This is a genomic window from Paraglaciecola sp. 20A4 (assembly GCF_011378905.1).
Taxonomy (GTDB): Bacteria; Pseudomonadota; Gammaproteobacteria; order Enterobacterales; family Alteromonadaceae; genus Paraglaciecola.
Genome location: NZ_WTPY01000005.1, coordinates 25,416 through 44,890, shown reverse-complemented (window position 1 = coordinate 44,890; position 19,475 = coordinate 25,416). Strand labels below are relative to the sequence as shown.

Sequence of the window (19,475 nt, the reverse complement as noted above, 5' to 3'; positions counted from 1 at the left end):
TTGCAACGGACATAATAAAGAAGTAAATGAAACCCTCTTTACAATTAAAATTTAGTCAATCACTCACTATGACTCCGCAGTTGCAGCAGGCTATACGCTTATTGCAACTTTCTACGCTGGACTTACAGCTAGAGATTCAAGAAGCGTTGGATTCAAATCCGCTTTTGGAGATAGAAGAGCCTACTGACCAAGAATCTGGCGACAGCGCACTTAACGATAATTCGTTAGACCCTGCGTCTAAAGATACCAATGAGATCGTCGAAACTAGCAGCGATAATATCGATGCAAGTGAAGCGTTAGAAAAAAACGATATACCTGAAGATTTGCCCATGGATACCACCTGGGACGAGTACATCAGTGCGTCATCCGCACCCGCGTCGAGTATTTCGAGTGGATCAGCAGGCGACGACGAACAAATTTTTCAAGGCGAAACCACTGACAATATCCAAGATCACTTGCTTTGGCAGATGCGCTTAACGCATTTTAGCGATACGGATGTGGCGATAGCGACGGCCATTATTGATTCTATTGATGAGTCTGGTTATTTGACCATGAGTGTCGAAGACGTACTGACGAGTATGGACGATGAAGAGATAGAACTTGATGAAGTTGAATGTGTACTGAAACGGATTCAGATGTTCGACCCTATCGGTTCTGGTTCTCGCACACCACAAGAGTGTTTATTGGTTCAGTTACGTCAATTTGCTCCAGATACACCGTGGTTAGAAGAAGCCAAAACACTGATAGGTGAGTATGCCGATTTACTGAGCAGTAAGGATTATCGGACGCTAATGCGTAAATCACGCTTAAAAGAAGATGATTTACGCGAAGTTATGCGCCTGCTCAAAACATTGAACCCACGCCCGGGCAGCGCTTTGATAAGAGGCGAACCAGAATATGTTATCCCTGATGTTTCTGTGAGCAAAAAGAACGGTCGCTGGACTGTCGAACTCAATCCTGACAGTTTGCCAAAGTTGAACGTAAACCAGCAATATGCGGCCATGAGTCGTAAAGCAAAAAATACTAGTGACAGTCAATTTATTCGCTCGCATATGCAAGAAGCCAAATGGTTTATTAAAAGCGTTGAGAGTCGCAACGATACGTTATTAAAAGTGTCAAATTGTATAGTGCAGCAGCAGATGGGCTTTTTTGAACATGGGCCTGAAATGATGAAGCCCATGGTATTAAATGACGTAGCCGAGATGGTTGAGATGCATGAGTCGACTATTTCTCGTGTTACCACGCAAAAGTATATGCATACCCCTAGAGGTATTTTTGAGTTGAAATATTTCTTCTCTAGCCATGTTGCTACCGAAACTGGCGGAGAATGTTCATCAACCGCGATACGTGCGTTGATAAAGAAGCTGGTCGCGGCTGAAAAACCCAGTAAGCCGTTAAGCGACAGTAAGATTGCTCAATTGTTGGCTGATCAAGGCATTATGGTTGCTAGGCGAACAATAGCAAAATACCGGGAATCTTTGATGATACCCCCGTCGAACCAACGAAAAAGCCTATTATAGGCTGATTAAAGAAGGAAGAGGCGTTATGCAAATTAATATTACTGGTCACCATGTGGATGTTACCGATTCACTTAAAGATTATGTTGATACTAAATTTAACAAGCTAGAGCGGCACTTCGATCAGATTAACAATGTTCACGTCATTCTCAATGTAGAAAAGTTGAACCAGAAAGCTGAAGCAACAATGCATTTGAATGGAGCAGATGTCTTTGCAACCATGGAACACAGCGATATGTACGCCGCGATAGATGGGCTTATTGATAAGCTCGATCGCCAAGTCATTAAGCATAAAGAGAAAGTTAAGCGCCATTAACCCATCAGGTAAATAATGGAAATTTCAAGTATTCTTCACCCTGACTGCGTTTTATGCGCAGTTCAGGGTTCTAGCAAAAAACGCATCTTAGAGCTCATAAGCCAAGTGGCCTCTGAGCATATTGTTGAGATCGACCAAGCCACTATTTTAGCCAGTTTAAGTGGTAGAGAAAAGATGGGTTGCACAGGAATTGGCGGCGGTATTGCGTTGCCTCACGGCCGTATAAAAGGTCTTGAGTCTACCCTAGCTGTACTAGTGACTTGCCAACCTCCGGTTCAATATGATGCCATCGATAATATGCCGGTGGATATATTTTTCGCTATATTGGTGCCTGAAGAAAAGGCCAACGAGCACTTACAAACCTTATCTGCGATTGCCAAAAAATTCAGTGACAAAGAAGTCTTGAAAGAATTGCGCAGCGCTACGACTGATCAAGCATTATTTCAGGTACTCAGTTGATATGAAACTTATTATCATAAGCGGACGTTCGGGTTCAGGGAAGTCCGTTGTATTAAGATCATTGGAAGATTTGGGTTACTATTGTGTCGATAATATCCCAGTCAACCTGTTGCCTACATTGACCCATACGGTCGTCGATGAGTATGATCAAGTGGCAGTCAGTATTGATGTGCGCAATCTGCCTAAAGATCCCAACGAATTGGTAGAGATACTTGATTATCTGCCTTCGACATGGGAAATGACCATTCTTTATTTAGATGCCAGCGATGATGTACTTATCAAACGTTTTAGCGAAACCCGTCGTTTACATCCGTTATCTAAACAGAACAAATCGTTAGCAGGTGCTATTCAAGCAGAAAGCCAATTACTTGCGCCTATTGCCGAGCGCGCTGACTTGTACATTGATACTGACCAACTATCGATTCATCAACTTGCTGAATTAGTCCGGGAACGTATTTTAGGCAAGAAGAGTTCACGGTTAGTATTGGTCTTTGAAAGCTTTGGTTTTAAGCATGGTATTCCCAAAGATGCTGATTACGTATTTGACGCTCGTTTTTTGCCGAATCCTCACTGGGAGCCTGATTTGAAACCATTGACGGGTCTTGACTCGCCAGTAGAGATATTTCTTGGCTCGCAACCCATAGTAACTAAGTTTATCTGGCAAATTCAAAATTTGATTTCTACTTGGTTGCCACATTTAGAGCGTAATAACCGCAGCTATGTCACCGTTGCGATAGGCTGTACTGGTGGTCAACATCGTTCGGTTTATGTGGTTGAAATGCTAGCTAAAACCTTTAGTGCTTCGCATCCTGATGTACAAATACGTCATCGAGAACTTAATCGATGAGTGAGCGATTAGAAAAGACCTTACTTATTGTGAATAAGCTCGGCTTACATGCAAGAGCGGCGACGGAGTTGGTTAAGCTAACCAATCAATTCGACGCTGAAGTCACCATAGTACAAGATGATAAAAGTGCCTCTGCTAGCAGTGTACTCGGCTTGATGATGCTTGAAAGTTGTCAAGGCAAAGAAGTACTGGTTATTTCCCAAGGAATAGATGCTCTGCAAGCCATGGAAGCAGTGGAAAAGCTGATTGTGGGTAAGTTTAACGAAAGTGAATAAACCACGTTGCCGTCATCTTACGGCAACTTAATGCGACTAGCGTAATAGCTACTATTTTAACAACCTAACATACCGCTCAATCCTCCTAGACGAGATTCCACTGCGTATTCCTTACTGCCGTTCATTGCAGGGAATATATTTAAACCGCTGCGACTCTCAACATTGTCTATCGTGACCTCTTTTACGCAATAGTTGTCGGCGCGAGCGCTGTTTTGTTCCATAACATAGGCCGACGCTCGCACGTATCCTGAGTGTGTAATCATAGCGACGACTTTAAAATAACCGGATGGAACAACATGGGATTCATCTGCACCCGGCAAGATGGCAAAAAATCCTTCATATAACGGGCCAGTTACAACATAAACCGTGTTGCCGCTTCGCGCTAAGTTTCGTACAGCTGATTCTAACCTCACCCAAGGACCTTGATTTAAATTCGAGCTTTGCGGGGTGATATTCGACAAATAGTTCGTCGTGCGCCAGTCACTGGTATTGCTTACACTCGCAAGGGGCACTTGATGTCCACGATCAGTGCGGATAACGGCATTGGCATCTTTATAGTCGGCGGTTTCTAATGTGAACTCGCTTAGTATTTCGGGGTCAGATCGCCAACTGCGCGAACGACTCGGCCCATCAATTGTTTCTGGTGTGACTTGATAAGCAGCCCAATCGGCAAATTTCGTATTGTGATTGTTACTTAATATATAAATTGGGCGTTCGATCACATCGTTGTCTATTGGTGCGCCAGTTGGGCAGTTAAATTGGCCGCACACATTGGCGTATAAGGTATTTGTTATAAACACCAAAAGTATTAATACGTAGGACTTCATTTACAGCGCTCTTAACGTTCTCTACACATACATCATTAGCAAAATGATACAGTAAAATACACATGGGACGGTGACATTAATATTAAATTATTTAGCTAATTGAAAGACTTATAAAAAGAGGGGCAGAGCTTTAAAGTACGAATCGCAGGTGGCTTCCTGATATATGTCTACCAGTAACACCAATGTTTTTGATGTTGAGCTTGTAGAAAGTGTTGCGCCTCGCTCCCTTGTAGTAGTGCCATGGTCGCTATCATGCCGGACTGAATGCAAAAGTCTGTTGCGACGGTAACTGAGCGTGGGGCACCAGTGACGGGATAACCTGTTTTGGGATTTAGAATATGGCTATAGCGTACGTTGTTATGCATAATAAAGCGCCGTGCGTCACCACTAGTGGCTAAGCCACCTGAGGCTATTTTTACCATCGCGTAGGTGTTTTTAGCAGCGTCTTCTGTTGGCTGGAAAGGTGCTACTTGTTGAGGGCTTTCATCCCGCTGAGGGCTCTCATTCCGCTGAGGGCTCTCATTCCGCTGAGGGCTCTTATCCGGCTGAGGGCTCTCAATACCGACTTGCCAATAAGCATGCTGGTGTCTAGGCCGAGTGACTTGAATATCACCGCCGAAATTAACCAGTACTGAAATAGTGGGTGCAAGTTTAGTACAAAGTTTGGCAGCAGCATCCACTGCGTATTCTTTACCTATGCCACCAAAATCTAATTCGAAACCAACGGGCAAACGAATATGTTGTTCGGTAAATTCTACATGTTGCCAACCAATGTGCTTCAATATATCAGCTACTTGCTCTGGCTGTGGAAACTGACCGTTACCGGTAAAATCCCAAATTTTTCGCAGCACACCCGATGTTAAATCGAACATGCCACCACTAAGCTCAAAGCAGGTTTGCCCGAATGCTAATAGCCTATGCGTTTCTTGGTCTATTTGTACCCAACTGTTATTGCTGTGGTTTATTCGATCAACAAGATTACCCGCAATGTAACGACTATATTTTTGTTCAATACGGCTAGTTTGAACGACGACTTGCTGAAGAATATGATTTGCGAGTAGCGTGTCCTGGGTTTCGATTAACACCTCACACGGACTAGCCATGCAAAAAAAGTGACCATGAAAGTAGTCACCTTTTGAGATTAATAATGGGACTTGGCTCAAGACTGACTCACCTTAGTTGGCAGTTCTAATGTTGCTAAAGTAAGCCAACAGATAGCAGACAGTATACCCTGAGCCAAATTCATTATGAAATACTAACGCTAAAAGCTATAGCTTACCTGAGCGATGACAGCATCAATACTCGGGTATAAATCTAAGCCTTGCAGTGCGCCTGGCTCGTCGAAACCAGCGTTTTTAGGACTCTGTTGGTAGTATTCTAACCTCACTGCCCATTCTTTACCGTTATCCAACATTTGTCCGTATTTAAGGCCTATCGTGTAAGCTGTCATCTCACCTAAACGATAATCCGCGCTAGCCACTGATGGTAGTAACGTCCCTTCAACTAAGAACGGTTGATAGAAATCTGCGGCACTTTGTTGGTAATAACGAAAGTGCGGTTGCAAGTAACTATTGTCAGTTAGTTGTACTCTGAATCTCGAATCAAACGTGTGAGAATCAATATCCCAATCATCTGTAGCATAGCGATAAGATACATCGGCAATACCGTAATCAGAGGCATATTTGGTCTGCCAATAGAAACTTTGCTTGGTGCGCTTATCGGGACGATTTTCGTGCAGAATATCTTGGGTGATCCCTTCACTGTTGACCACACTTAGCAACTTATAAGGGTCTGTTAAATAACCGTCTGCAACTGAATAGCTGTAGTTAAACTGCATTAGCATGCGTCGGTTTATTACCTGGGTGACACCTAACAGTAAATCGACCGTATTTTTGTCTTTGCTATCAGTAGTACGGGTCGCATCGAAAGCGGCATCAAATAATGTTTCATCAGCAAACTGACCTGTATCAACCACCATGCTGGTTAGGCCAACAGGTGCTTCTCCAACCGGATCAATACTGTCGTACTGGTAAGAGACGCCAGCGGATACCGTGGTATTTTTCTGATTAAAGTCACGCGCTAGTGAACCGTTCACACCTAACGACAAGTAGTCGTACTCTTTTGATAAATGTACCCCTGTACTGCCGGTCATATTCTCCCATAGGGGCTGAGTCCACTGGGCACTGAGTTGCACTCGGGTATCTTGGAATGTGTCATCAAGGGGTGTTTCTTCTGGATTCACCACATATTGGCCATTTCCGGAAGGACGCGTGAATGTTTGGGCTTCTTGCTGGGCAACCGCGCCTGATGCTGATGCGCCAGTAAGGGTATCAATGGCAATTTTGCCATTAAATATGCGCTGATCGCCAAAGTCTTTATTGGCGTTGAATACGCCTTCAGCAAGCTGTACTCGGTCTGTTTCACCGTAATATAATATTGCTGTATCGAACTTCCATTCGTCCGCTGGGGCTTCTTCTGCTTGTGCGCCAACATTTAAAAGTGCGCAGGCTGCTGCCGCCAGTGAAACGCTTAGATTTTTACTTTTTATTAGTTGCATCCGCAGCCTCCGCCAGCAAATGAACGACCACCGCTAGTGGCCTCCTTGCTGAAATAAATATGATCATCTAATCCTAAATCGATACCTTCGGCATCAAGCGCCATTTCGTCCTTGGCAAGTAGGTCGCGCTGCCACGGCTTAACGCCTAAGTTGGCACAGCCATTTAAAGCCAAAGTAGCAACTAGCACTGAGGCGACAAGCAAGCGATTAATGGTAGGTTTACTAAACATAATGATTACTCCAATTCTTGTAATAAGCTGACAAGTTGTTGTTCATAGGCCGATTGTTTGGCACTGAAAAACCCTTTGTGACTAAAGCGGACACTGCCGTCTCTAGCGATTAAATAGCTACTGGGCATACCTATAAGCTCGTAGCGCTGCGCGATTTCCCCATCAGGGTCGAGAACAATAGGAAAGTTAGCTGGAATTTTTTCTAGAAATGCGTTGACTAATGCAGCTTCTGTGTCGAGATTGACAGCGACCACAACGAAGCCTTGTTTGGCATATTTTTGCTGCATATCGTTCAACCAAGGAAAAGACTGTCGACAGGGCTTACACCAAGAAGCCCAAAAGTCTATATAAACAACTTTACCTTTTAATTCACTGAGCTGGACCGGCACAGAATTTACCGTAAGGGAGAAATTTGGCGCAACGGACGCGTATCCGTTGTTGGCATAGCTCGCCAAATACAATACAAAACAGGCTATAAAAAAGCGCATTATCAAACTCAAAGATATAAATGATTTGCACACACATTAATAAGTGAAACTTAAGGCATACTTAATTTAACGAAATAATATGCGATTAAAATACCTCGCGAGATAAGGCCAGAATGTACTGACTAGTAAAATATTATGTGGATGGCTATCATGCGCGTTTTGCACTTGAGATAACCCCCACATGAAGTCGTATTACTTATTAGCCATAGGTGGATGGTTACTCACCGTTGCGGCGTTTGATACCCGAGCAGAGAAAGAATCGCTTGGCACACTTACGCATTTAATCGCGCTTGCGGGTGAAAAAAACGGTATTGGCGCGAGGCCGGCCGGTTCAGTTGAAGAGCAACAAGCTGCTGACTATATTAGTCAGCAGCTGCGGGACTTAAATTTAATACCTGAACGACAAAATTTTTTCATTGAGCTAGATGATTTTTCAGGTCAGTCGGCAAATGTCAGTACATTGATCCCCGGACGTAGCGAAAAGCAAATAGTTATCGGTGCCCATTTTGATTCTACCGGTGTAAAGCAAGGCAGTTTGGGGGCGACTGATAATGCTAGTGGTGTTGCTGTTTTACTTAGTGTTGCCGAGCATTTAAGTCAACTAAAAAACCTTCCATTTAGTATAAAACTAGTCTTTTTTGGCAGTGAAGAGATCGGCAAGCTTGGGTCTAAATATTACGTAGAACAACTCGCTTCTGGCCAACGCGAAAATGTGGTCGCAATGCTTAATTTAGATACAGTTATAGGGGGTGACACGCTCTATATACACAGCGCATCAAGTACTGACTTTAGCTGCAAGAACGTTGCTCAGCCGAATTTGAATACCAGTGTAAAATTCCGCGACGCCCTACTTACCTATGCACAGACGCGGGTCAATCCTAAGGTCGCTTTCACACTGCATGACGAATCAGATGCGTTTGCTCAGGGCGAAACGGGCGATTGGTCAGATCATCAAGCGTTTGCTTGTAGCGGTATTCCTATCGCTTACATTGAGGCTACGAATATGGATATTGAAGGCAAAGGCGGAAAAGATGGATATTCTCAAACCACCAACAGTGCATTCTGGAGTTGTTTTTCAAAACCAACGTTGGGCAGCTGTGAACCAGATAGCGAAACAAAGTGGGGAGAAATTTGGCACACAGAATTCGACCGATTAGAACGTCTTAATCCTATTTTTGCCGGTAGGTTAAATAGTCAACTTCAAGCCAACGTAGCACTGATCGTCGGTGCGTTGCGCGATCAAGAAACAATGGATAAGTTGATGAAGTGAGTTTGATATGGCAATACATCAAGAAGAGCCAGCTAATCGTGCTTAGCTAGGCCTCTTCTTTATTTGTTAGTTAAGCGTTAAGCATCAAACTTCAATGCTATGTTACCTCATTAGGGTTGTTATCGTTTTTGTGCACCAAGCGATACAAAATGGGTAATACCAATAATGTGAGTATGGTGGATGAAATTATTCCACCGATAACCACTGTAGCAAGTGGCCGCTGGACTTCAGCCCCGGTACCTACATTTAATGCCATGGGTACAAAACCTAAGCTGGCAACCAATGCGGTCATCAACACTGGGCGCAACCGCGTCATTGCTCCATCAATAATGGCCGCCATAAGGTCATGATTTTCCTGCCAGCGCTGGCGAATAAATGACAACATTACCAGGCCATTAAGTACGGCAACACCTGACAGTGCAATAAAGCCCACACCAGCTGAGATTGATAGAGGCATATCGCGCATCCAAAGTGCAATTACGCCACCCGTTAACGCGAGTGGCACGCCGCTAAAAATGATTAGCGCGTCTTTTACGGAACTAAATGCCATGATCAGCAGCCCTAAAATAACCGCTAAGGTAATCGGAACGACAATAGACAAGCGCTGGCTAGCAGACTCTAATTGCTCAAATGTACCGCCATAATCTAACCAATAACCTGGGGGTATTGTGACCTGGTCAGCGATACGCTGCTGGGCTAACTTTACAAAACTACCTAAATCAACATCTCGCACATTAGCGCTTACCACAACACGGCGTTTACCATTTTCACGGCTTATTTGATTGGGCGTTTCCGTTTGCTTTAACGTAGCGACTTCTGACAATGGGATATAGTTTCCATCTCGTAAAGCGATAGGTAAGTTCATCAGACTTTCTAAGTCATTACGCAGTATCTCTGGAAGCCTCACAACCAACGAAAAGCGTCTATCACCCTGATAAATGACTCCGCTATCGGCACCACCAATAGCAGTAGCGACTATGTCTTGTAGTTCGTCCAAGCTCAACCCGAAACGAGATAGCGCTACGCGTTTAGGCTCGATGGAAAAAACCGGTAAGCCTGTTACTTGCTCTACCCGAGCATCAGCGACACCGTCTAAAGCTGAAATGCTCGCCAATACATCGTTTGCTACCCGTAATAACTCATCTAGATCGTCGCCGAATACCTTAATGCCTAAATCCGCTCGAACACCTGAGATCAGCTCATTGAAGCGCATCTGAATCGGTTGGGTAAACTCGTAATTGTTGCCCGGTAGCTGTTTTACAGCTGTTTCTATTTGCGTCACCAGCTCACTTTGCGATAAATTTGGGTTAGGCCACTCGCTACGCGTTTTTAACATTACAAAGTTGTCTGCTACGTTAGGTGGCATAGGATCTGTTGCCACTTCAGCCGTACCGATTTTGGCAAACACTTTGTCTACTTGAGGGAATTGCTTAATGCGGGCTTCAAGTTGGCGTTGCATGATTACCGCTTGTTCAATTCCTGTTCCGGGAATACGCATGGCGTGCAAGGCGATATCCCCTTCATTCAACTGTGGCACAAATTCAGAACCCAGCGTGGTTGCCAGCCAAGCACTGCCAGCAAGTAGCACTAGGCATAAGCTTAAGACCAACCAGCGAAGCTTCAACACCATTAATAGTAACGGTTGGTAAACCCGTTTGGCTGCTAAGATTAAAATGCTCTCTTTTTCACTGACTTTACCACTCATAAATATGGCAATGGCAGCAGGGACCACAGTTACCGACAGAAACAATGCGCTGAGCAATGCCATGACCACCGTCGCAGCCATCGGGTGGAACATTTTACCTTCAACCCCCGTTAAGGTGAAAAGGGGAATATACACAGCGGTGATGATAATCACGCCAAATAGACTAGGGCGTATAACCTCATTCGTTGCTTCATATACTAACGTTAGGCGTTCTTTTAATGGAAGTTCGTGCTGCACTTGAGATAAACGGCGGATTACGTTTTCCACTATGATCACCGCGCCATCGACAATTAAGCCAAAATCTAGCGCGCCTAAACTCATTAAGTTGGCTGATACGCCCATACGCTGCATGCCTGTTATGGTCATTAGCATAGCTAAGGGAATGACCGCCGCGGTTATAAGCGCGGCGCGAATATTACCAAGCAGTAAAAAAAGTATCACTATGACTAGCAATGCGCCTTCTAGTAGGTTTTTTTGCACCGTGTTGATGGCTTTATCCACTAGTGTCGTACGATCATAAACTGCCTCTACGTTTACGCCCTCGGGTAAGGTTTGTTGAATAGATTGCAATTTTGCAGCCAAACCTTGTGCTACGTCGCGGGAGTTTTCCCCTACTAACATCATGGCAGTGCCGATTACGGTTTCTGCCCCGTCCCGGGTGGCAGCACCTGTGCGTAGCTCTTTACCGATAGCCACATCGGCCACATCGCTTACCCTTACCGGGGTGCTTGCTACATGCTTGATAACCAGCTGATATATTTCATCAATTGTGGCCAATTGACCTTCGCTGCGCACGAGTAATTGCTGGCCGTTACGTTCGACGTATCCCGCACCTCGATTACTATTGTTGCGTTGCAAAGCTTGTTGTAAATCGTCAAACGAGATACCAAAAGTGAGCATTTTTTGCGGATCGGGCAGCACGTGATATTGCTTTACAAAACCGCCAATAGCATTAATTTCGGTCACACCTTTGACTAGCGCTAACTGAGGTTTGATGATCCAGTCTTGTACTTCTCGCAATGCCATGGCATCAAATGGACTTCCATCTACTCGACGGGCATCATCCTCAGCGGTCACCGTGTACATAAATATTTCACCAAGACCAGTGGCAATAGGACCCAATTCAGGTTCTAGGCCTTGAGGTAAGTTACTTTTAATACTGCTCAAGCGGTTACTTATCACATTGCGTGCAAAGTACAAATCGGTACCTTCTTCGAACACCACCGTAACTTGCGATAAACCGTAGCGTGATAACGAACGGGTATAGGATAAATTTGGCAAACCTGATAAGGCGGTTTCCACTGGATAGGTAATACGCTGCTCAGTTTCCAAAGGTGAATAGCCAGGGGCGACGGTGTTGATTTGTACCTGTACATTAGTGATATCTGGAACCGCGTCAATTGGCAGGAGTTGATAACGCCATATACCAGTGCCAATAATGAGCATGGCCAGGCCCATCATTAAGCCTCGTCTTTCTATTGAGATACGTAAAATAGCACTCATCATTAGCAATTCTCCTTAGGTACCAATAGGAAAGCTGAGGCAAATATACTTTGGCAGTGTTTACCACGTTGAAATAAGAAACTAATGGCCATGAGAAGCACCAGATTTTTCTATATCAGCTTTGATGACATAGCTATTCTCTACCACGTATTGCTCATCGCGATGCAGGCCAGATTTGATCTCGCTGTAGTGTGCATTTTTACTGCCGACTTCGATTATTCTAGGGAAGTAACTTTCACCTTGATTAACGAAAACGACAGCATTGCCATCTAGATCCTGAATCGCATTATTAGCGACCCGCAAAGCAACCTGTTTACTTGAGATGATAATATTAGCTTTGACTACTAGGCCTGGAGCCCAGTGACCAGAGCTATTATCCACACGCACTCTAGCGATAAGGTAAGGGCTGTTATCAGGAGAGGGCATAATATGCTCGATCGTTGAAGTGGTGCTATTGCCGTTTAGCTTTAGCTCAACACTTTGACCTACCTTGACTTGATTAATTTGTTCTGAAAATAGGCGTAGTTCTGCCCAAACTTGCGTGTAGTTTGCGACGGAGTAAAGAATTTGACCATTTGATAGCTCTCCAACGTTGGCATGACGAGCGATAACTACCCCAGAGAAGGGGGCGTTAATTGCGTAACGTTTTAAGCTCTCATTAGACTCGACTTCTGCCAGTATTTGTCCCGCTTTAATTGACTGGCCAATAACTGCATCCGCTTTGGTTATGACGCCTGAAAACCGCGCGCGAACGTGGCTCAAACCACTTGGCGAGAGCGCGAGTTTGCCGTAGACCGTCATACTTTCAACTATTGAGCCACCACTAACATGTGCCACCTTAATCCCGGCCTGTTTAGCTATGTTGCCCGCTATCTGGCTTATTTCTTGATGCTCGTCGTCGTGTTCATTGTTACGTTGGTCACTAACAGCGTCTTGCATCGTGGCGCTACTATCGTGTTCTGGTAAATCAACCGCAAACGTTGTTCTAGCAAATAGTGTTAGAAAAACGATTAATATTTGGCTTAACCGTCGGCTTATACACTGGCTGGTAAAGGGAATAATAGATAATAATGTCATAGGAAACTCCTTAGAGAGCCGCAGAAGAATGTGTGGGTGAAATCAATGGGGTGCCTGTTAGTTGTTCTATATCAGCAGCTAAGGTGAGGGCGTCTCGTGCCGCCGATATTAAGGCTGATTCGGCATCTATAAGCTCTTGACGGGTGGTTACCCATTCGAGGTAGCTATATCGTCCTTGCTCGTAGGCTTGGCCAACTTGCTGCAGCGCTTCTTGTAGCGGTGGAATGATGCTTTTTTGCAGAGTAATTACCCGCAGAACTGCACTTTCTCTGGCTTGAACCAGTTGGTAGAGTTGATTGGAAAGCGTTAGCAAAGCTGCCTTTTTTTCTACATTAACTTGCGCTTGTTGAGCCTGTAATGATTGATATTCACCTAGGCTACGTGCCGCGCCAAACAGCGGCATACTAATGCCCGCCATCAGGGCACTGTCGTCACTAGCATTGTCGTAACGAACGCCGACTGACCACGTTAGATCAGGCTGAGCTTGGGTTTTAGTCAAACGCAACTGAGCTTGTTTTAGTCTTTCTTGTGCTGAAAATACTGCGATGGCAGGGTTATTCACCGCCTGTTGATAGAGGTTGTCAAAATTTTCGCTGTTCCCTAGCGTAAAGATATTCCCAGCTAATTCAGAGAAGCTAGGCGTCGTTTCTCCCCATAAGATACTCAGAGCGTAATAACGAGTGTGGCGCTCACGCTGGGCGTTAAGAAGCTGCATGCGGGCCTTCGCCAGGGCTGATTGCGCCCTGAGTTGTTCTACTTCTGGCGTGGCTCCCGCCGTGACTCGCTTTGCTGCGGCTTGCAGGGTATAGCGCGCAAGCTCTTCCGCTTCCTTTAGTACGTTAATACGCTGTTCACTGCTTAATGCATCGATATAGCGACGAGTGACCTCGGCTAACAAATCAAGGGATTGAGTTTGTTTTTGTGCCGTTAGCAATAAGCGCTTCTGGGAAACGAGCGCGCTACGTGCTGCTTTTTTACCGCCCAATTCGAGTACTGACGAAAGCGCCAACGTCAGTTCAGCGCCTTTTATTCCGGTGCGCTCGCCCGTGCCTAGTACGTTTTCTAATTCTATCGAAACGCTACGCTGTGGGTCTAACTGAGCACTTTTGAGGTCACCGTCTAATGCTTGTTGACGAAACGTATAGCTTGCTAGCTGTGGATTGCTTGTAAGCGTGCGTTTTATCGCACCTGAAAGTGTGAGTATGCCCAAAGGCACAGTCGTCTGATAAGTCACAGAAGGCGTTTTTAGATTTACACCGGGATTAATTACTAGATTTGGGGGTTGAGCCCACGCGTTAATCGTTACGAAAAATAGTACCCACGTATTTTTGATAAAAACCACAAGTGAGGTGGGCTTGAGTAACCGTTTAGGGATCGCCAAAGTCATAATAGTGTCCTAAAAAAATGTACAAAAAAATATCAGCCATAGGTGTAAACCTCGGCTGGTTAACGATATTTAAATGAGACTAAGCTTTAGGGGGGCGTATCAGTCGATTGACTGTGCCGTCAGCAAGATTATGCTGATAGGCGTATTGGTTGATGGCAATATAGTGATTGTTAAATCGTGTGCAACTGATGCTAACCCAGTGAGCGTGTGAACCGTTGCAATGACCGCAGTGATGGCAATCTGCAGGATTATGAGAATCTGCTTGGGTGTTAATTTGTTCATCATTATTGACGTTTATTAACGATGTGCTTTGATGATCAGGCGCGAGTTGATGAATAAGTGCCAGATGCTCGGGCTCAACTTGATGAAATTCTTGCGTTTTTGCCACAGTCGCTAATGACTGCAGGGCAATCAAAATTAGCATAGTGTAAGCAATCACATTGAATTTCACTCTTTACCTTAACAATATTTACTGTTTATTCGTGTCGATTCAGGCTATTAAAGCCCTAACCACAAAACGCAGGCGGACTGTAACAAACTTCATGTGGCAGTGAAACGCCTTTAGCCATTTTGAACGGGGCAAAGTGTTACCAATATTTTCTCTGGTCGCAATATGACCCGCTCGTGCTTGTTATGGTTTTTTTTCAAGTTTTTTCGATGGTTTAATCAATTTGTTTTTCATATCAATGACTTTACCCACGCCTGACCCTAACTTCATTAATGTGCCCAGAGTGTCAGGATTCATTTGCTGCAATTCACTTGTCCATTTACTGATAGTTTCTAATAAATCATGAATTTCCTGCAGACGCTGCTGGGCAAAGACTTCCTCTTGATTTTCTGGACTCTCAAGTATAATCCCTCGCAGTAACGTCAGGGTTGGATCCATTTCACGTTTGCGCCGTTCTTCGAATACTTTATTCGCCATTTCCCATATGGTACCCGCACTTTGGTAATATTCTTTACGATCACCCGGTACGTGATGTTGTTTAATCAATTGCCAAGATTGTAACTCTTTTAAACCCATACTGACATTGCCCCGGGAAACGCTCAAAGCCTCAGCAATTTGGTTAGCGCTTAGAGGATTTTCACTGATAACTAACAAAGCAAACATTTGCCCGACGGTGCGATTAAAGCCCCAACGGCTGCCCATCTCACCAAAGTGCATCACAAATGATTCGATCATTGGGGTCATTTGCATAGGATATTTTTCTTATAGAAGTTTCAGTAACTATTGAAATTAAACCTGTGATCAATATTTGTCAACTTTGTATATGCGCTAAATGATGACCAGTAGACAACATTCATACTCCTACCATTTTGCTATATTGTGCGCTGACTCGTTTTAGCATGCTGCTATGAGGTAACGTTTTTTCCGAAAATAAAACCAAAATGATGATTTAATTCGTACTAAAGAAAATTTTTTACACAATGATTATTTTACTGGAAAGGAGTGATGACATGAAGTTTCAACCACCACTATCAATTGGCGCTAATTTGCTAACAAAGTCTATTTTTCGTTCGGGTCTACTGCTCGCTATTTTTACCATTAGTGCTTGTACGTCAATACCAGAGGGAATTAAACCTGTATCCGGCTTTGAATTAAATCGTTATCTAGGTACATGGTACGAAATTGCGCGACTGGACCATTCATTCGAGGAAGGCTTAGAACAAGTAACCGCTGAATATAGTATGCGGCCAGACGGTGGTGTTAACGTTATTAACCGAGGATTCAATCAACAAAAACAAGTGTGGGATGACGCTGAAGGGAAAGCTTATTTCGTTGGCAATGAACACGTAGGGCATTTAAAGGTATCTTTTTTTGGACCCTTTTATGCTAGTTATGTGATCTTTTCGTTAGACACTGAAGGCTATGAGTATGCGATGATCACTGGACCGAATAGAGATTACTTTTGGATCCTGTCTCGCCAACCGCAACTTTCACCAGACGTCCTGCAGACTTTGTTAGGCAAGGCGCGCGGAGCAGGGTTCGATACCGAAAAGTTAATATTCGTTAATCAATGAAGACGGTAATAAGGACATGATATTTTATGAAATATTCCCTCCTTAGTATGGGTCTTTTAAATATAGATTATTTGAAGTAACAGGAAACCTATGCTCTGTGATAGCCAGGCATTAAGAAGCCATTTAGAAACCGTTGCGCAAGCCAAGACATTTTTAAATCATATATCCCATCATGCGTATCAACAAGAGATGACTCCCTATGTTGCCAGCAGTGCAGGTTCGCATATGCGCCATGTTATTGATCATTACTTAGCGCTTAAAGAAGGAATAGACGGTGGAGTAGTCGACTATAATTTACGCCATCGTCAGTCAGATGTGGCGAAATCAACGACTTTTGCGTTACAGGCGTGGAATGATATTGAAGTATGGCTGGTGGATGTGTACCAAAATGATATGCAAGCAGCGCTAAGCGTACTAGCCGAAACGTCAGTTGAAGCTTCCTATATTAATCAGGTTAGCTCTACGTTGGGCCGTGAATTACTATTTGTGTCGAGTCATGCAATCCATCATTTTTCTCTATTAGCGATCATTGTTTCCTTACAGGGCCAAAAAACCCATGCGTTATTTGGTGTCGCCCCCTCTACTGCAACTTATCAACGCGCCCAAGCATAACGTTACATGGATTTGGTATTTCTATTGTTTATGTGGATAATAACGCCTACATCTGCTTGGCTATGAGCAAAATACCTCTCTAGTCTCGGGATGCTGACATCGTTTAAGCTAATATAGGGACACACCATGAGTGGTTTACCAAATTGTGTAGAGTGTAATTCTGAATACACCTATGAAGATCGTAATATGTATATCTGTCCTGAATGTGGGCATGAGTGGGCGCAAGGTCAAGAAGCGGCTGACGATGATACGCCAGTTATTCGCGATTCAAATGGTAATACCTTGACAGATGGCGATACGGTTACCGTTATCAAAGATCTAAAAGTGAAAGGTTCTTCTTTGGTCGTTAAAGTCGGTACCAAGGTTAAGAACATTCGGCTAGTCGACGGTGATCACGACATTGATTGTAAAATCGATGGCGTAGGCGCGATGAAGCTTAAGTCTGAGTTCGTTAAAAAGGTTTAATGGCCTTTGCTTAAAAAAGGCGTTTATCATTTATTTTGTTAAGATAAACGTTCTGATAATGCCGTCCTACATGATTATGTGGGGCGGCAATCCGCGTTAATTGCCCTTGTCTTTACTTCGCACATGGTCCTCTCTTTATTACCTCATGACTGTGAATATTCTTTGTAACCTTGCCAACCCTCACCCAAGTATAATTTCCCTAGTTTTTCCGGGGTGTTAGCTAGTCTCACGCTGAGTAATAAACCAGGCGTATGGTTAAAGTTACTGTCTATACCTAAACAATGAAACTTCGCACCCAATTTTTGGTAATGCCTAAGTAATATAGGCGTGTCTTTACCGTCATGTTCTATTCCTGCTAATAAGCTTGAGAGATGATTTTTTAATGGATAATGCCTTGCAAAATCAGCCACCTCTGGTGATACAGGGAAGTTAAATGGCATATTCGCGGTAGCATCAACAGTCGGAGTAACTAAGGCGTGTTGTATCAAACTGACACTGCGGGGATCATAAAGTTTACTCAAAGATACCGTGCCATAAAGAGTCCGATATTGCGGGAATTGACATACAAATCGACCGATGCCTCGCCACAAAAGAAGCAAACCATGAAAACTGCTTTGATATTCAGGAATTAAGAATGAACGCCCCATTTCTAAGCAAGGTTCGTGGCGATTGATAAATTGCTTTGAAAAGGTAAACATTGCACTGAGGTAAAAAGGATTTGAGTCGTCCATCGCCAGCAAGCGGTCTGACTGTCCCATACGGTAAGCACCAATAATACGTCCTTCATCACGTTCTACTACAAACAGATGGGTATAGGTTTTATCGAAATCGTCGGTATCTAATGGATACCCGCTGCCCTCGTCGTGTTCGCGAAATACTAGCTCGCGCAATCGTGCAATTTCTTGGACGGTTTGTGGAAGCTGCTCATAATATCCGTAGTACACATCTAAATTTCGATAACTAAGTAGTTTCTGATTAGCCTCTAAGTTTGCCAATTCTGCTTTGATAAGCTTACCAGGGACTTGCGCAATCAATGGCTGTAAATCGATAGTACTTGATACTGGCCAATGATAACGCCAAAGAGGATCTTGAACGTAGCTTTGTATCCGTTGCAGCGCGGTTTGCTCTACGTCATCGATAGTATTTGGAAATACATTTGATGGAACACACGTTCCTGCCGAAATTCTGATTTTCGAGTCGCGTTTATTAAGTAACTCTCTGGGTAGCATTAACATGCGTAACCTGTAGTAGATACGACCCAAGCGATAGAATATACGACTATTTTGACCACTGACAAAAACTGCTAAATATTGTGCTTGGGTGCGGGCAACTAGGATAGCCACAATGCGATTCCACTGGTGTTCGCTTATACGCTTTTTATCCTTTTGGTAATATGACACGCGTCCGGCTGGGAATATTAGCAAGGCACCACCTTGCTTAACGTGGCGCAAGGACCTGCGCAATGAAGGTCCATTTCTTGGGTCACGTTCAGATAACGGATTAGTAAAAATAAAGTAGTCTTTGAGCTCACTAAAAAGCTGCAAGCCTTGATTCGCTAGTACTTTTAAATCCGGTCTTATTTGACCAATCACATATGCCAGTATAACGCCTTCAATGCCGCCAAAGGGATGGTTACTGGCAATGACCAAAGGTCCGCTGGTTGGAATTTTTTGCTGCAGCTCGTGCGTGCCTTCAATCGTTACATTTAACGCGCTGAGTAATTTTATAGCGAATTTTTCTTTGCTTAACCCCGCCAGTTGATGATCAACATACAGCTGATCTAAGCGGTGAATTGCGAGGATTTTATCCAGTAACCCTATCAAACCAGTGAATATAGCGCTTTTTTTATCTTGTGGCACAAGGTTAAGTAAAGATATTGCAGCCGTCATAAAGCAGATCCTGAATAAGTTTGAATGTG

General features: G+C 44.0%; 20 protein-coding genes. 9 read left to right on the top strand and 11 right to left on the bottom strand.

Annotated elements, in window-relative coordinates:
- Nucleotides 1–26: 26 nt before the first annotated feature.
- Genes GQS54_RS07360 through GQS54_RS07340 form a run of 5 tightly spaced genes read left to right on the top strand, consistent with a single transcriptional unit; the run spans nucleotide 27 to nucleotide 3,414 of the window.
- Entirely contained in the window at nucleotides 27–1,520 is a 1,494-nt protein-coding gene (locus GQS54_RS07360; RefSeq protein WP_166423368.1) for an RNA polymerase factor sigma-54, read from the top strand.
- A gap of 25 nt (nucleotides 1,521–1,545) precedes the next feature.
- Entirely contained in the window at nucleotides 1,546–1,833 is a 288-nt protein-coding gene (gene hpf / locus GQS54_RS07355) for a ribosome hibernation promoting factor (protein WP_166423367.1), read from the top strand.
- A 15-nt stretch (nucleotides 1,834–1,848) separates the two neighbouring features.
- Nucleotides 1,849–2,292, top strand: coding sequence for a PTS IIA-like nitrogen regulatory protein PtsN (ptsN, locus tag GQS54_RS07350; RefSeq protein ID WP_166423366.1), 444 nt, complete (start codon nucleotides 1,849–1,851; stop codon nucleotides 2,290–2,292).
- A 1-nt stretch (nucleotide 2,293) separates the two neighbouring features.
- Entirely contained in the window at nucleotides 2,294–3,139 is an 846-nt protein-coding gene (gene rapZ / locus GQS54_RS07345; protein ID WP_158771341.1) for an RNase adapter RapZ, read from the top strand.
- Complete coding sequence (locus tag GQS54_RS07340; protein WP_166423365.1) at nucleotides 3,136–3,414, top strand: HPr family phosphocarrier protein; 279 nt, start codon at nucleotides 3,136–3,138, stop codon at nucleotides 3,412–3,414. Before rapZ ends, GQS54_RS07340 begins: the two co-directional genes overlap by 4 nt.
- A gap of 56 nt (nucleotides 3,415–3,470) precedes the next feature.
- Here GQS54_RS07340 and GQS54_RS07335 read toward each other — a convergent pair whose 3' ends face one another.
- From GQS54_RS07335 to GQS54_RS07315, 5 genes are all read right to left on the bottom strand, one after another.
- Nucleotides 3,471–4,241, bottom strand: coding sequence for a DNA/RNA non-specific endonuclease (locus GQS54_RS07335; RefSeq protein WP_166423364.1), 771 nt, complete (start codon nucleotides 4,239–4,241; stop codon nucleotides 3,471–3,473).
- Nucleotides 4,242–4,408: 167 nt separating this feature from the next.
- A complete protein-coding gene (locus tag GQS54_RS07330; protein WP_166423535.1) occupies nucleotides 4,409–5,344 on the bottom strand; it encodes an FAD:protein FMN transferase in 936 nt (311 codons plus the stop codon).
- Between the two features lie 158 nt (nucleotides 5,345–5,502).
- Nucleotides 5,503–6,798 carry a DUF3570 domain-containing protein gene (locus GQS54_RS07325; protein ID WP_166423363.1) on the bottom strand — a complete coding sequence of 432 codons (1,296 nt, stop codon included), beginning with the start codon at nucleotides 6,796–6,798 and terminating at the stop codon, nucleotides 5,503–5,505.
- On the bottom strand, nucleotides 6,789–7,028 hold the full coding sequence (locus tag GQS54_RS07320) for a DUF4266 domain-containing protein (RefSeq protein WP_166423362.1): 240 nt from the start codon (nucleotides 7,026–7,028) through the stop codon (nucleotides 6,789–6,791). The genes GQS54_RS07325 and GQS54_RS07320 overlap by 10 nt, the downstream gene beginning before the upstream one ends.
- Nucleotides 7,029–7,033: 5 nt before the next feature.
- Complete coding sequence (locus GQS54_RS07315; protein WP_166423361.1) at nucleotides 7,034–7,516, bottom strand: TlpA disulfide reductase family protein; 483 nt, start codon at nucleotides 7,514–7,516, stop codon at nucleotides 7,034–7,036.
- Between the two features lie 181 nt (nucleotides 7,517–7,697).
- Here GQS54_RS07315 and GQS54_RS07310 point away from each other — a divergent pair, with 181 nt between their 5' ends.
- The gene (locus GQS54_RS07310) at nucleotides 7,698–8,786 is read left to right on the top strand and encodes a M20/M25/M40 family metallo-hydrolase (protein WP_166423360.1); all 1,089 of its coding nucleotides are present in this window, start codon (nucleotides 7,698–7,700) and stop codon (nucleotides 8,784–8,786) included.
- A gap of 97 nt (nucleotides 8,787–8,883) precedes the next feature.
- Here the strand turns inward: GQS54_RS07310 and GQS54_RS07305 are convergent, their stop codons facing one another.
- The 5 genes from GQS54_RS07305 to GQS54_RS07285 all read right to left on the bottom strand — a co-directional run bounded on the left by GQS54_RS07305 (nucleotide 8,884) and on the right by GQS54_RS07285 (nucleotide 15,656).
- The gene (locus GQS54_RS07305) at nucleotides 8,884–11,997 is read right to left on the bottom strand and encodes a CusA/CzcA family heavy metal efflux RND transporter (protein ID WP_166423359.1); all 3,114 of its coding nucleotides are present in this window, start codon (nucleotides 11,995–11,997) and stop codon (nucleotides 8,884–8,886) included.
- Between the two features lie 78 nt (nucleotides 11,998–12,075).
- Nucleotides 12,076–13,071, bottom strand: a complete 996-nt coding sequence (locus tag GQS54_RS07300) for an HlyD family efflux transporter periplasmic adaptor subunit (protein WP_166423358.1) — start codon at nucleotides 13,069–13,071, stop codon at nucleotides 12,076–12,078.
- Nucleotides 13,072–13,081: 10 nt separating this feature from the next.
- Nucleotides 13,082–14,458, bottom strand: coding sequence for a TolC family protein (locus tag GQS54_RS07295; RefSeq protein WP_166423357.1), 1,377 nt, complete (start codon nucleotides 14,456–14,458; stop codon nucleotides 13,082–13,084).
- 79 nt (nucleotides 14,459–14,537) lie between these two features.
- Nucleotides 14,538–14,909, bottom strand: coding sequence for a hypothetical protein (locus GQS54_RS07290; RefSeq protein WP_166423356.1), 372 nt, complete (start codon nucleotides 14,907–14,909; stop codon nucleotides 14,538–14,540).
- A gap of 180 nt (nucleotides 14,910–15,089) precedes the next feature.
- Entirely contained in the window at nucleotides 15,090–15,656 is a 567-nt protein-coding gene (locus GQS54_RS07285; RefSeq protein ID WP_166423355.1) for a MarR family transcriptional regulator, read from the bottom strand.
- Between the two features lie 260 nt (nucleotides 15,657–15,916).
- On the opposite strand from GQS54_RS07285, the gene GQS54_RS07280 reads away from it, so the two are divergent.
- From GQS54_RS07280 to GQS54_RS07270, 3 genes are all read left to right on the top strand, one after another.
- The gene (locus tag GQS54_RS07280; protein WP_166423354.1) at nucleotides 15,917–16,480 is read left to right on the top strand and encodes a lipocalin family protein; all 564 of its coding nucleotides are present in this window, start codon (nucleotides 15,917–15,919) and stop codon (nucleotides 16,478–16,480) included.
- Nucleotides 16,481–16,570: 90 nt separating this feature from the next.
- The gene (locus tag GQS54_RS07275; RefSeq protein ID WP_166423353.1) at nucleotides 16,571–17,092 is read left to right on the top strand and encodes a hypothetical protein; all 522 of its coding nucleotides are present in this window, start codon (nucleotides 16,571–16,573) and stop codon (nucleotides 17,090–17,092) included.
- Between the two features lie 126 nt (nucleotides 17,093–17,218).
- Nucleotides 17,219–17,557: a zinc ribbon domain-containing protein YjdM gene (locus tag GQS54_RS07270; protein WP_166423352.1), complete on the top strand. Its 339-nt coding sequence runs from the start codon at nucleotides 17,219–17,221 to the stop codon at nucleotides 17,555–17,557.
- Between the two features lie 143 nt (nucleotides 17,558–17,700).
- Here GQS54_RS07270 and GQS54_RS07265 read toward each other — a convergent pair whose 3' ends face one another.
- Nucleotides 17,701–19,446, bottom strand: a complete 1,746-nt coding sequence (locus tag GQS54_RS07265) for a lysophospholipid acyltransferase family protein (RefSeq protein WP_166423351.1) — start codon at nucleotides 19,444–19,446, stop codon at nucleotides 17,701–17,703.
- Nucleotides 19,447–19,475 lie beyond the last annotated feature (29 nt).